General features: G+C 71.5%; 11 protein-coding genes. 7 read left to right on the top strand and 4 right to left on the bottom strand.

Going from position 1 to position 12,992, the window contains the following annotated elements; translation table 11 throughout:
- The first annotated feature begins 1 nt into the window (after nt 1).
- From FHX45_RS19090 to FHX45_RS19075, 4 genes are all read left to right on the top strand, one after another.
- On the top strand, nt 2-1,639 hold the full coding sequence (locus tag FHX45_RS19090) for a DNA repair helicase XPB (protein ID WP_167103704.1): 1,638 nt from the start codon (nt 2-4) through the stop codon (nt 1,637-1,639).
- Nucleotides 1,640-1,761: 122 nt separating this feature from the next.
- Nucleotides 1,762-2,277, top strand: coding sequence for a hypothetical protein (locus FHX45_RS19085; RefSeq protein WP_341771527.1), 516 nt, complete (start codon nt 1,762-1,764; stop codon nt 2,275-2,277).
- A 137-nt stretch (nt 2,278-2,414) separates the two neighbouring features.
- On the top strand, nt 2,415-3,191 hold the full coding sequence (locus tag FHX45_RS19080; RefSeq protein ID WP_167103701.1) for a DUF4253 domain-containing protein: 777 nt from the start codon (nt 2,415-2,417) through the stop codon (nt 3,189-3,191).
- A gap of 36 nt (nt 3,192-3,227) precedes the next feature.
- The gene (locus FHX45_RS19075; RefSeq protein WP_167103698.1) at nt 3,228-4,067 is read left to right on the top strand and encodes a DUF72 domain-containing protein; all 840 of its coding nucleotides are present in this window, start codon (nt 3,228-3,230) and stop codon (nt 4,065-4,067) included.
- A gap of 29 nt (nt 4,068-4,096) precedes the next feature.
- Here the strand turns inward: FHX45_RS19075 and FHX45_RS19070 are convergent, their stop codons facing one another.
- Nucleotides 4,097-4,669 (bottom strand): type 1 glutamine amidotransferase domain-containing protein, encoded by a 573-nt coding sequence (locus FHX45_RS19070; protein WP_341771526.1) that lies wholly within the window; start codon nt 4,667-4,669, stop codon nt 4,097-4,099.
- Between the two features lie 82 nt (nt 4,670-4,751).
- On the opposite strand from FHX45_RS19070, the gene FHX45_RS19065 reads away from it, so the two are divergent.
- Both FHX45_RS19065 and FHX45_RS19055 read left to right on the top strand, forming a co-directional pair.
- On the top strand, nt 4,752-5,537 hold the full coding sequence (locus FHX45_RS19065; protein ID WP_167103695.1) for an IclR family transcriptional regulator domain-containing protein: 786 nt from the start codon (nt 4,752-4,754) through the stop codon (nt 5,535-5,537).
- A gap of 384 nt (nt 5,538-5,921) precedes the next feature.
- Nucleotides 5,922-6,860, top strand: a complete 939-nt coding sequence (locus FHX45_RS19055; RefSeq protein ID WP_167103692.1) for an o-succinylbenzoate synthase — start codon at nt 5,922-5,924, stop codon at nt 6,858-6,860.
- 121 nt (nt 6,861-6,981) lie between these two features.
- Here FHX45_RS19055 and FHX45_RS19050 read toward each other — a convergent pair whose 3' ends face one another.
- Nucleotides 6,982-9,336 (bottom strand): xanthine dehydrogenase family protein molybdopterin-binding subunit, encoded by a 2,355-nt coding sequence (locus FHX45_RS19050; RefSeq protein WP_167103690.1) that lies wholly within the window; start codon nt 9,334-9,336, stop codon nt 6,982-6,984.
- A gap of 104 nt (nt 9,337-9,440) precedes the next feature.
- Between FHX45_RS19050 and FHX45_RS19045 the strand changes: the two genes are divergently transcribed.
- Nucleotides 9,441-9,641 (top strand): PspC domain-containing protein, encoded by a 201-nt coding sequence (locus FHX45_RS19045; protein ID WP_167103687.1) that lies wholly within the window; start codon nt 9,441-9,443, stop codon nt 9,639-9,641.
- Nucleotides 9,642-9,697: 56 nt separating this feature from the next.
- On the opposite strand, the gene groL is transcribed toward FHX45_RS19045, so the two are convergent.
- On the bottom strand, nt 9,698-11,329 hold the full coding sequence (groL, locus tag FHX45_RS19040) for a chaperonin GroEL (RefSeq protein WP_167103684.1): 1,632 nt from the start codon (nt 11,327-11,329) through the stop codon (nt 9,698-9,700).
- A gap of 216 nt (nt 11,330-11,545) precedes the next feature.
- The gene (locus tag FHX45_RS19035; RefSeq protein ID WP_341771525.1) at nt 11,546-12,988 is read right to left on the bottom strand and encodes a serine/threonine-protein kinase; all 1,443 of its coding nucleotides are present in this window, start codon (nt 12,986-12,988) and stop codon (nt 11,546-11,548) included.
- Nucleotides 12,989-12,992 lie beyond the last annotated feature (4 nt).

Raw genomic sequence — 12,992 nt, 5'->3', positions numbered from 1 at the left:
CGTGACCGATGGCCCGTTGATCGTCCAATCCGACAAGACCGTGCTGCTCGAGGTCGACCACCGCATGGCCGACGACGCCCGGATCGCGATCGCCCCGTTCGCCGAACTGGAACGGGCCCCCGAGCACGTACACACCTACCGCATCACCCCGCTCGCGTTGTGGAACGCCCGCGCGGCCGGCCACGACGCCGAGCAGGTGGTGGACGCCCTGACCACCTACTCGCGCTTCCCGGTGCCACAGCCGCTGCTGATCGACATCGTCGACACGATGGCGCGGTTCGGCCGGCTGCAGATCGCCAACAACCCCGCGCACGGCCTGGTGATGACCACGACCGACCGGGCCGTGCTCGAAGAGGTGCTGCGCAACAAGAAGATCAGCCCGATGCTGGGCAATCGCATCGACGACGACACGGTGACGGTGCACCCGTCGGAGCGGGGCCGGCTCAAGCAGGCGCTGCTCAAGGTGGGCTGGCCGGCCGAAGACCTGGCCGGCTACGTCGACGGCGAGGCGCACCCGATGCACCTGGCCGAGACGGGCTGGGGGCTGCGCGACTACCAGCGGCAGGCCGCCGAGGCGTTCTGGGCCGGCGGTTCCGGCGTGGTCGTGCTGCCCTGCGGGGCGGGCAAGACCCTCGTCGGCGCCGCCGCCATGGCCAGGGCACAGGCGACCACCCTCATCCTGGTGACCAACACCGTCGCCGGCCGCCAGTGGAAGCGCGAGCTGGTGGCGCGCACGTCCCTGACCGAGGACGAGATCGGCGAGTACTCCGGTGAGAAGAAGGAGATCCGGCCGGTCACCATCGCCACCTACCAGGTGATCACCCGCAAGTCCAAGGGCGAGTACAAGCACCTGGAGCTGTTCGACTCGCGGGACTGGGGCCTGATCGTCTACGACGAGGTGCACCTGTTGCCCGCGCCGGTCTTCCGCATGACCGCGGATCTGCAGTCCCGTCGCCGTCTCGGCCTGACCGCGACACTGGTGCGCGAGGACGGCCGCGAAGGCGACGTGTTCTCGCTCATCGGCCCGAAGCGGTACGACGCGCCGTGGCGGGACATCGAGGCGCAGGGCTGGATCGCGCCCGCCGAGTGCATCGAGGTGCGCGTGACGCTCACCGACAACGAGCGCCTGCTGTACGCGACGGCCGAACCCGAGGACAAGTACAAGCTCGCCGCCACCGCGCGGACCAAGATGCCGGTTGTGAAGTCCATTCTGGACAAACACGCGGGCGAACAGACCCTCGTGATCGGCGCCTACCTGGACCAGCTGGAGGAACTGGGCGCCGAACTGGACGCACCGGTGATCCAGGGTTCGACGCGGAACAAGGAGCGCGAGGCGCTGTTCGACGCGTTCCGCCGCGGCGAGATCGGCAAGCTCGTGGTGTCGAAGGTCGCGAACTTCTCGATCGACCTGCCGGAGGCGACGGTCGCCATCCAGGTGTCGGGCACCTTCGGCTCGCGGCAGGAGGAGGCCCAGCGCCTGGGCCGGCTGCTGCGGCCGAAGGCCGACGGCAGGCAGGCGCACTTCTACTCGGTGGTCTCGCGCGACACCCTGGACACCGAATACGCCGCGCACCGGCAGCGGTTCCTCGCCGAACAGGGCTACGCGTACACGATCCACGACGCGGACGCCTACCTGTAGCACGGCGGCGAGACGGTTCCGGGCCGCCGCGCCGGCACGGACCCCGGCCCGGCTCCCCAGCGGCAGCGCACGGTTCAGGGCCGCGACGGACAGGCATAATCTCCGCCGCACCGTGGAACTCGGTGCCCGTGGTGTGGGCGGGCGTGGTCTTCGTCGTCGTGGCGTTCGTGGTGGCGGCCACGGCGACGGTGCTGTCAGCGCTGTCGGGTCCGTCGGGGATGTCGGGGATGTCGGGGTCTCGTGCCCGTCACACCGAACCCGAAGGCCTGAGCCGGCTGTGCCGGGCGTGGTCGTGGGCCGGCTTCGTCCTGGCCGCGGTGCCCAGCGCGGTGTGGCTGGTGCTCTGGTTGTCCGCTGGTTCGCCGAAGGCCCTGATCGGGCTGGCCGGCCTGGTGCTTCCGGCGGCTCCGGTGATCGCCGGGTACCGGTGGCCGCGGCTGCGCGGAGTGTCATTGGTCCTGTGCCTCCTGGCTTCGGGCGGGATGGTGGTGGCCGGGCAGCGCCTGTTCGTGCTGCTGCCGCTCTCGCTGGCGCTGACGGGGACCTGGCTGCTCGCCCTCGCCCTGCACGTGCGGTCCAGTACTCACGCGGGTGCGGGCGAAACCCCAGTTCAACGGCGGGACACGGCCCGCTCATGACCGAAGCTACCACGATTCTCGAACACTCGTTCGACCGATCGGGTGAAGTGGCGGGAACTGATTCCCGGGACCGGAAACTGTCGTACCTTCGAACTACTGTTCGACCTCATCGACGTAGTCCATCCCGAGGAGGTCTCGTGACCACCGCCGCCACACCCGAGGAAAGCCTCGTCTCCGGGGCCCTGACCGGCACCGGTCTGCCGCCCGGCCGCTGGGTCGGCCCGATGTGGGTGTCCGACGGCCCGCTGGCCGACCCCGGCCGCTACCGGGCCTGCATCGCCGAGTTCGACCGCTCGGCGCTGTGGCCCGTGCTGATCCCGCACGACCCGCGCTTCGCCGCGGGTGGCGAGGACTGGCTCACCGACCGCGGCCGGCTCGCGCCGGCCGTGCACCGGGTCGGCGACGTCGACGTGAGCGCGACGCTGGCCCGGTGGTGGGATCCGTTCTGCTGCCCGAACGGCACCGGCTGCCTGCGCCCGTACGGTGCCCGCTTCCCCGGCCTGGCCAGGAAATCGCAGCTGCGGGTGGATCCGTTCGCCGAGGCCGGGAACACCGGCTCGATCCTCGCCCGGCGTGCGCCCTACCGCCTGGGGCTCGTGCCGGTCGAACGGCCGGCGGACGTCCCGGCCGCCCTCGGCTGGACCGGGATGATCAAGTCGACGGACGAGGTGGCCGCCGTGTCGGCGGTCCTGCGCAGCTGGGAGGACCGCTTCGGGGCGGTACTGGTCGTGCTCGGGTTCGACGAGCTGGAGCTCTCGGTCGCGGCACCGCCCCGCGGTCAGGGCCGCGCGCTCGTCCTCGCCGCCGAACACCGCGCGTTCAGCGTGCGCAGCTTCTCCGGGCAGCCGGGCACCCTGCGGGAGTACGCCGACGGACTGGTGCACCGGAGGCACTGGCGGTTCGCCTGGGACTGACGGACGGAAGAGGAGGTCACCATCGCCGAGATCCGGGTGGGCACCTCGGGGTGGCGGTACCCGCCGTGGCGGGGCACGTTCTACCCGAAGGGCCTGGCGCAGCGCCGCGAGCTGGAATACATCTCGCGGCAGGTGAACTCCGTGGAGATCAACGGCTCGTTCTACTCGCTCCAACGGCCGGAGCGGTACCGGGCCTGGGCGGAGCAGACGCCCGACGACTTCGTCTTCGCCGTGAAGGGCGGTCGCTTCATCACCCACATGAAACGGCTGACCGACACGGAGACCGCACTGGCGAACTTCTTCGCCTCGGGGGTGCTGGCGCTGGGCGGCAAGCTCGGGCCGATCCTCTGGCAGCTACCGGCGAACTTCGCGTTCGAGCCCGGCCGCTTCGAGAAGTTCTTCCAGAGCCTGCCCCGCGACAGCCGGGCCGCGGCGGAACTGGCGACGAGGCACGACAGCAAACTGAAAGGAGAGGCCCATACCGAAGCCGGGAAGAACCGGCGGCTGCGCTACGCGCTCGAGCCCAGGCACCCGAGCTTCCACTCGGACGAGTGCCGGAAGCTCTTGCAGGACAACAACATCGCCTTGGTGGCGGCTGATTCGGCTGGCACCTGGCCGAGTTTCGAGGAGGTGACCGCGGATTTCGTCTATGTCCGGCTGCACGGTGACGAGGAGCTCTACGCGAGCGGCTACACCGGCGAGGCACTGGACCGCTGGGCCGGCAAACTCCGGCGGTGGCGGCGCGCCGGCGGCGGGCGAATGCGGGACGTCTACGTCTACTTCGACAACGACATCAAGGTGAAGGCACCGGGGGACGCCATCGAGCTCGCGGCCCGGCTGGGGGTCACGAACCGCCCGATCGACCTGCCGTCCTGACAAGTCGACCGGGCGTCCGGAAAAACCGGTCAGGCACTCCGCGCCTGCGCGCGGTGCTTGCCCTCCGCGAACTCCTCCACGAGCTTGCGGCAGAAGGCCTGCAGGTCGTCCGGCTTGCGGCTGGTGACCAGGCCGGAGTCGGTGACGACCTCCTCGTCCACCCACTCCGCGCCGGCGTTGCGCAGGTCGGTCTGCAAGCTCGGCCAGGAGGTGAGCCGGCGGCCACGGACCACATCGGCTTCGATGAGCGTCCACGGAGCGTGGCAGATCGCGGCGACCGGCTTCTGCTGCGCGAAGAACTCGCGAACGAAGCGGACCGCGTCCGGCACGGTCCGGAGGAAGTCCGGGTTCGCCACGCCGCCCGGCAGGACCAGTGCGTCGAAGTCGTCCGGCGAGACGTCGGTGACGACCTGGTCCACCGGGAAGGTGTCGCCCTTGTCGAGGTGGTTGAACGCCTGGATGCTGCCCGGCGAAGTGGACACCAGCTCCGGTCGGCCGCCCGCGTCCTGGACCGCCTTCCAGGGCTCGGTCAGTTCGACCTGCTCGGTGCCCTCGGGCGCGACGACGAAGGCCACTCGCTTACCGGAGAGTGTGTTCGCCACGATTGCACTCCTTCCGTTCAGGGGATCCACCGGTGAACTACCCGCCTCGCGGCGGAGGCGAAACATGCGGCCGGAGGATCCGATGACGAGTACGCCGGTTGACGAAGGCCCTGGCCACGGGCCCTATTCCGGGCAGGACGTCGGGAGTGCGTTCGCGGTCCTGCAGTGTTTCGGGCCGGACCGGCCGGCCCTGACCACGGCGGCCGTGGCGCACCGGACGGGCCTGGAGCGCGGCACCGCGCGCCGCTTGCTGCGCACGCTGGCGGACCTGGGATACGTGCGCCACGACGGAGAGACGTTCCGGCTCACGCCGCGGACGCTGGACCTGGGGTATGCGTACCTGTCGGGGCTCGCTCTGCCCGAAATCGCGCATCCGCACCTGCACGACCTGGCGCACGAGCTGAACGAGACGGCGTCGCTGTCGGTGCTCGACCGCGGGGATGTGGTGTACCTGACGGTCGTGCCGGGGCACCGGCACGCGCCGCCGACCTTGACGGTCGGCGCGCGCCGGCCCGCGCACCTGTCGTCGGCCGGGCACGTGCTGCTCGCCGCACTGCCCGGCGACGAGCTCGACCGGCAGCTCGCAGCACTCCCCGGACCGGCTGCGCTCTCCGCCGAGATCGGGCAGGTCCGCGAGCGCGGCTGGGCGATGGTGGACCGCGACCGCGACGGCGGCCTGCGGGCGATCGCCGCGCCGGTACGGCACCGTCGCGATCGGGTGGTCGCCGCGGTGACCGCGTCGGTGCACCCCGACCGGCTCGGGCCCGGACTGGTCGAGCGCGACTACGTGCCCGAGCTGCTGCGGACCGCGTGGTCCATCGAGGCGGACGCGGCGAAGTCCCCGGATCCAGGCATCAGTCGAAGCTGATCAGGACTTCCCGGCGACGGGCCGCACCGAGGCGAACGCCTACGCGGCCTCGCCCAGTGGGAAGCGCGCCCGCAGCACCTTGCCCGGACGGACCTCGTCCCGCTCGAGCGCGGCCACGGCCGACGGGCACGGCGGTGCCACCGGGACGCAGCCGAACCAGGCCCGCGCGCCGGGGCCCGCGGGACTCCGGAGGTCTCGAAGACGAGGTCGAACTCGCGCATGTCACCGGTCTCGGCGCCGAACGCCTGGCTCGGGTTCGGCCAGCAGCACGGCCTTCGTGCGTTTCCTCCACGTGTGCACCCTTCGCACGCTAGCCGCAACCAGCTCGGGGCCACGCCGTTCACGAACGGCGCGAGCAGGGTGGTCGCGTGCGAGGATGGGCGCATGCCTGAGCCCCTGGTGTACGCGATCCCGCTCCGGAACCGGTTCCGGGGCGTGACCGTGCGCGAAGGGGTGCTCCTGCGCGGCCCGGCGGGCTGGGGCGAGTTCTGCCCGTTCGCCGACTACGACGATCGAGAGAGCGCGCCGTGGCTCGCCGCCGCACTGGAAGCGAGCCGCCGGGGGTGGCCGGAGCCCGTACGCGACCGGGTCGAGGTGAACACCACCGTGCCAGTGGTCGATCCGGAACGGGCGTACGAGATGGTTGCCAAGTCGGGATGCCGGACGGCCAAGGTCAAGGTCGCCGACCCGCGGACGTCCATTGTGGAGGATTGCGAGCGCGTGGCCGCCGTGCGGGACGCACTGGGTCCGGACGGCGCGATCCGGGTCGATGCCAATGCCGCGTGGGACGTCGGCGCGGCCGTGACGGCGATCCGGGAACTCGACCGCGCTGCGGGCGGGCTGGAGTACGTCGAGCAACCGTGCCCGGACATCGACGAACTCGCCGCGGTGCGGCGCAAGACCGACGTCCGCATCGCCGCCGACGAATCCATCCGGCGGGCCGAGGATCCGCTCCGGGTGGCAGTCGCGAAGGCGGCCGACGTGGCGGTGATCAAGGTGGCCCCGCTGGGCGGGGTCCGGCGGGCGCTGGAGGTCGCCGAGGCCGCCGGAATTCCGTGCGTGGTCTCCTCCGCCGTCGAAACCAGCGTCGGGCTGGCCGCCGGGCTGGCGCTCGCCGGGGCGCTTCCCGAACTCGACTTCGCGTGCGGGCTCGGTACGATCTCGCTGCTCACCGCGGACACGAGCAGCGACAGTCTGTCCCCTGTGGACGGCTTTCTGCCGGTGCTGCGGACGGCGCCCGAGCCGGATCTCGCGGCGGGAGCTCGCGCGGACGACGCCACGACGGCCGCCTGGCTAGACCGCCTGCACCGCGTCGCCGGCTGAGCGACGACGAGCCTTCCGGCGCGGCGGCGCCGGCGCGACGCCACGGCAGGACAGCGGGAGCCCAAGCCCGCCGGCAGGCCACGGTGCAGCCTTCCGGCGCGGCGCAGCACCGGCGTTCCCGCTACGCGACTGCCTCATCGGCGTCGGGGGAATCGCCCGCCGCCCGGACCGGCAGGGTGTCGAACACGGCGGGTGGCTCACGCCACGGGTCGGGACCCCGGCCCCGCACCGCGCGCCACACCCGCTGCGGCGTGGCCGGCATGTCGATGTGCCGCACACCGAGGTGGGTCAGCGCGTCGACCACCGCGTTCTGCACCGCCGGGGTGGAGCCGACTGTCGCGGACTCGCCGATCCCCTTGGCCCCCAAGGGGTTTCGCGAGGTCAGGGTCTCGGTGTTGCTCACCTCCAGCGGCGGGACGTCCGCGGCCGACGGCAGGTGGTAGTCGGCGAAGGTGGCGGTCACCGGGTTGCCGTCCTCGTCGTAGGACACCTGCTCCCACAACGCCTGCGAGATCCCCTGCGCCGCCCCGCCGTGCTGCTGCCCGCGCACGAGCATCGGGTTCAGCACCCGACCGCAGTCGTCCACCGCTATGTGCCGCAACGGTTTCACGAAGCCCGTCTCGACGTCCACCTCCACCACCGACACGTGCGCGCCGAACGGGAACGTCGCCCCGCCCGGCTTGAAGTCCGTCGTCTCCAGCAGCGGGCGGCCCTCCTCGGCAGCCGCGGCCGCCAGCTCCGCCCACCCGATCGTCGCCTGTGGGACGCCCGCGACGCCCAGCCGGCCGTCGGTCAGCACGATGTCGTCCACCCCGGCCTCCAGCCGCGCCGCGGCCAGCTCACGAGCGCGTGACAGCACCGCATCCGCCGCCTGCCGCACCGCACTGCCGCCGACCTGCAGCGACCGCGACCCGCCGGTCCCGGCGCCACGCGGCACCTCGGCGGTGTCGGACTGCACGAACTCGATCGATTCCAGCGGGATCTCCAGCGCATCAGCCAGCAGCATCGAGAACGACGTGGCGTGCCCCTGGCCGTGCCCGGACGTGCCGACCTTGATCGCGGCGGTGCCGTCCCGCCGGATCTCCACCGACGCGAACTCGCCGTTGCCGCCGCCGGTGATCTCGACGTACGCGCTCACCCCGATCCCCAGCAACCGCGTTTCCCCGGCCTCGATCCGCCGTTTCTGCTCGGCCCGCAGGTCTTCGTAGCCGGCGATCTCGAGCGCCGTGCGCAACGGCAAGTCGTAGTCACCGCTGTCGTAGCTCGCCCCGCTGTACGTCGTGTACGGGAACTCCTCCGGCCGCAGGAAGTTCCGGCGCCGGATCTCGGCCGGGTCCATCCCCAGCTCGGCCGCGGCGAGGTCCATCAACCGTTCCAGCATCGCGGTCGCCTCCGGACGGCCCGCACCGCGGAACGCGCCGACCGGCGCGGTGTTCGTCAGGGCCGCGATCGCCGCGAAGCTGATCTTCGGGATCCGGTACACGCCCTGCGCCATCGTCCGGGTCGGCCCGAGCGCGAGCCCGCCGCCGAACCCGGCGTAGGCCCCGGCGTCCCCGATCACCCGGCACCGCAGGCCGACGATCGTCCCGTCGCGGCGCAGTCCCAGCTCCGCGTACTGCACCTGCGCCCGGCCCTGCGGCGACGCCTGCAGGTTCTCCGATCGCGTCTCCACCCACTTCGCCGGCCGCCCCAGCCGCCGGGCCGCCTCGATCACCACGGCGTGCTCGGCGATGACGCCGACCTTGCCGCCGAACGCACCGCCGACGTGCGGCGCCACGACCCGGACCCGCTCGCGGTCGAGCCCGAACAGCTTGGCCGCCGCGCCCTGGAACCCGTGCGGCATCTGGGTCGACACGTAAACCGTCAGGTCGAACTCGTCGTTCCCGGGCAGCGCCACGATCGCGTTGCCCTCCATCGGAGCCACCGCCAGCCGCTGGTTCTCGATGCGCGCCCGCACCACCACGTCCGCGCCGTCGAGCACCTCGGCACCGGCCGCGTCGCGCTCGCCGGCCGCGATGTTCGTGCCGAGCTCGGGGAACTGCACGGGCGCGTCGTCCGCGAGCGCCTGCTCCGGATCCACCGCGGCCGGCAGTGGTTCGTAGTCCACGTCGACCAGTTCGAGCGCGTCCGCCGCGGCCACCGCGCTCTCCGCCACCACCGCGGCCACCGGCTCACCGGCGAACCGCACCCGCCCGGACGCCAGCGCGTACCGCTTCGCCTGCGGGTTCAGCTCCAGGAACACCGGCAACTCGGGCAGGTCGAGATCCGCGGCGGTGAGCACCGCGATCACCCCGGGCGCCGCGGCGGCCGCGCTGGTGTCGATGCCGTTGACGAGCGCGTGCGCGAACGGTGACCGCACGAAGGCGACGTGACAGAGGCCCTCGAACTTCAGGTTGCCGACGAAGGTGCCGCGGCCGCGCACCAGCTCCGGGTCCTCGACCCGGCGTACCTCGGTTCCGAGCAAAGATCCCGCCATGGCACCGACTTTATCGGCCCCTGACCACCCTGGCCCAGAGTTTCCGGGTGCGCTCCGGGTTCGTCCCCGATGTCCCGAACGGCCACGCGGCCGACGATGGAGACATGACGAACTCAGTGCCTGGCGAGAAACTCCGCCGCAGCTCCACCGACAAGATGATCGCCGGCGTGGCCGGTGGCTGGGCCGAACTGCTCGGCGTCGACGCATCGATCATCCGCATCGTCCTCGCCGCCGCGACCCTGCTCGGGTTCGGCGCGCCCATCCTGATCTACGCGATCTGCTGGGCCGTGATGCCCCAGGAGTGAACAGCAAAGAGCCCGGATGCGCGGTGCGCACCCGGGCTCTCGCCGGACTGGGTGGATCAGAAGTCCATGCCGCCCATGCCACCGGTCGGGTCACCGGCCGGAGCGGCGCCGGCCTTCTCCGGCTTGTCGGCGACGACGGCCTCGGTGGTCAGGAACAGGCCCGCGATCGAAGCCGCGTTCTGCAGCGCCGAACGGGTCACCTTCGCCGGGTCGATGACGCCGGCCGAGACCAGGTCCTCGTAGTCGCCGGTCGCGGCGTTGAGGCCGTGGCCCTCGGGCAGGCCCTTGACCTTCTCCGCGACGACGCCGCCCTCGAGACCGCTGTTGACCGCGATCTGCTTGAGCGGAGCCTCGACGGCGACCTTGACGATGTTCGCACCGGTCGCCTCGTCACCCGACAGGCGCAGGCCCTCGAAGGCAGCCTTGGACGCCTGCAGCAGGGCCACGCCACCACCGGCGACGATGCCCTCCTCGACGGCGGCCTTCGCGTTGCGAACGGCGTCCTCGATGCGGTGCTTGCGCTCCTTCAGCTCGACCTCGGTGGCGGCACCGGCCTTGATGACGGCCACGCCGCCGGCCAGCTTGGCCAGCCGCTCCTGCAGCTTCTCGCGGTCGTAGTCGGAGTCCGACTTCTCGATCTCGGCCCGGATCTGGTTGACCCGGCCCTGGATCTGGTCCGCGTCGCCGGCACCCTCGACGATGGTCGTCTCGTCCTTGGTGATGACGGCCTTGCGGGCCTTGCCCAGCAGGTTCAGGTCCGCGTTCTCCAGCTTGAGGCCCACGTCCTCGGAGATGACCTGGCCGCCGGTCAGGATCGCGATGTCCTGCAGGATCGCCTTGCGGCGGTCACCGAAGCCCGGGGCCTTGACGGCGACGGACTTGAAGGTGCCGCGGATCTTGTTGACGACCAGGGTGGCCAGGGCCTCGCCCTCGACGTCCTCGGCGATGATCAGCAGCGGCTTGCCCGACTGCATGACCTTCTCCAGGACCGGGAGCAGGTCCTTGACGTTGGAGATCTTCGAGCCGAACAGGAGGATGTACGGGTCCTCCAGGACGGCTTCCTGACGCTCGGCGTCGGTGACGAAGTAACCCGAGATGTAGCCCTTGTCGAAGCGCATACCCTCGGTGAGCTCGAGCTCGAGGCCGAAGGTGTTCGACTCCTCGACGGTGACGACACCTTCCTTGCCGACCTTGTCCAGCGCCTCGGCGATCAGCTCACCGATGGTGCGGTCCGCGGCCGAGATCGAGGCGGTGGCAGCGATCTGCTCCTTGGTCTCGACCTCCTTCGCAGCCTTGTGCAGCTGCTCGACGACGGCCTCGACCGCCTGCTCGATGCCGCGCTTCAGCGCGATCGGGTCGGCACCGGCGGCCACGTTGCGCAGACCTTCGCGCACGAGCGCCTGGGCCAGCACGGTGGCGGTGGTGGTGCCGTCACCGGCTACGTCGTCGGTCTTCTTCGCGACTTCCTTGACGAGCTCGGCCCCGATCTTCTCCCACGGGTCCTCGAGCTCGATCTCCTTGGCGATGGAGACACCGTCGTTGGTGATCGTCGGCGCGCCCCACTTCTTTTCGAGCACGACGTTGCGGCCACGGGGGCCAAGCGTCACCTTGACGGCGTCGGCGAGGGTGTTCAGACCCCGCTCAAGCCCGCGGCGGGCGTCCTCGTCGAACGCGATCAGTTTGGCCATTGGGGTGTTGTCCTCCGGTAGTGGTCGCTGCCATGACCCGCGTCGGGGTCGGCAGCAGGACACGTAGCTCGGCCAGGCTCGGTGCCCGCGACGGACGACCTGCTCGGTGTTCCGAGCCGGCCTCACCGTCCCGACCATGGTGCTTCTTGGCACTCGACGCTGCCGAGTGCCAACGCCTGTTTAGCACTCTCCGGTGGCGAGTGCAAGAACCGCACGTCAGGGGCCCGGTTTGATGGAGATCGTCGCGGGCGGCGGGCCCTCGCCGGTGGATCGGCCGGTCGACCCGCCGGTCGGCCCGACCGGGATCTGCGGCGCGGTGGTCGGGGCGGGCGCGGAACCACCGTCCCGATTCACCAGAACGAGCGTCACCACGACGGCCGCCACGACGACGAGCCCGGCGAGGCCGGCCCACAGCCACTTCAGGCCGCCGGTCTTCGGCGGCTGGTGGCCGCCGTAGGGACCGTACGGCGGGTAGCCCGGCGGGGGGTACTGGTTCTGCGGCTGCCAGGCGGTGGCCGGCGGCGCCCAGCCGGTCCGGGGTGGCGGGCCCGGGTGGTACCGGGCCGGCTGCACCGGGAACCCCGGGTGACCGGTGTGCTGTGGCGGGTGGCCGAACTGGCCCGGCGGGCCGGGCCGCGCGGCCGGACCGAATTCCCCCGGCTGAACCGAGGGTGAGCCGGGCCGGTCACCGGGCCCGGGCATCCCGGGCTGCCCGAACTGTCCCACCGGACCGGCCGGCCCCGGAGCCGGGGCGGACGGCGTCCCGGGCTCCCGCGCCGGCGGCTGGGGTGGTCCGGGCGGGGTGGCCGAACTCGCGGCCGGGCCGAGCGCCTTGCGTGCCGCGGTGATCAGTTCGACGCAGTTGTCGTAGCGGTCGGCCGGGTTCTTGGCCATGCCCCTGCGGACGACCTCGTCGATCGCCGGGGGCAGGCCGACCACCTCCGACACGGCCGGCGGCTCGACGGCCAGGTGCCCCTTGATCACCGCCGGCACGTCACCGCTGAACGGCGGCTGCCCGGTCAGGCACGCGTACAGCACGCACGCGAGCGCGTACTGGTCGGTGCGCCCGTCCAGCGGTTCCCCGCGCAGGTGTTCCGGCGCGGCGTAGGTCGGCGACCCGAGGAAGTCGCCACCGCGGGTGCGATGCCCGGTCGCGCCGCGCCGGGTCAGCCCGAAGTCGGCGACGTACACGTGCTCACGTGCCGCCTCCCGGCTGGTGACCAGCACGTTGGCCGGTTTGACGTCGAGGTGGACCAGGCCGCGCTCGTGCAGGCAGTCGAGTGCGTCGGCGACCTGGTCGAGCAGTTTCAGCGCACGTTCGGGCGCGATCGGCCCGTCCGCGACGAGACTCGCCAGATCGGCGCCGTCGACCAGGCGCATGGCGATGTAGAGCATTCCGTCGAGCTCACCGAAGTCGTACAACGGCACGACGTTCGCGTGGTCCACGGCGGAGGTGTTGCGCGCCTCGTCCACGAATCGTTCGCGGAACTCGGCGTCGGCGCCCAGGTGCTCGCCGATCACCTTCAAGGCGACCTTGCGACCGAGCCGCACGTCGGTGGCCTTGTACATGACGCTCATGCCACCTTTGCCGAGCACTCCGTCTATGCGGTAGTTGCCCAGCAGGCGACCGGTGAGGTCCCCCGACACATCGCCTGTCACACAG

It is taken from the genome of Amycolatopsis granulosa, assembly GCF_011758745.1.
Taxonomy (GTDB): Bacteria; Actinomycetota; Actinomycetes; order Mycobacteriales; family Pseudonocardiaceae; genus Amycolatopsis_E; species Amycolatopsis_E granulosa.
The sequence above is the reverse complement of the archived record's forward strand: the minus strand, read 5'-3'. Positions and strand labels throughout refer to the sequence as shown.

Bases quoted from the DNA above. Each gene is read 5' to 3' on its own strand.
- FHX45_RS19045 (WP_167103687.1), top strand. From the start codon at position 9,441: ATGACGAACTCAGTGCCTGGCGAGAAACTCCGCCGCAGCTCCACCGAC.
- FHX45_RS19065 (WP_167103695.1), top strand. From the start codon at position 4,752: ATGACGAGTACGCCGGTTGACGAAGGCCCTGGCCACGGGCCCTATTCC.
- FHX45_RS19050 (WP_167103690.1), bottom strand. From the start codon at position 9,336: ATGGCGGGATCTTTGCTCGGAACCGAGGTACGCCGGGTCGAGGACCCG.
- FHX45_RS19055 (WP_167103692.1), top strand. From the start codon at position 5,922: ATGCCTGAGCCCCTGGTGTACGCGATCCCGCTCCGGAACCGGTTCCGG.
- groL (WP_167103684.1), bottom strand. From the start codon at position 11,329: ATGGCCAAACTGATCGCGTTCGACGAGGACGCCCGCCGCGGGCTTGAG.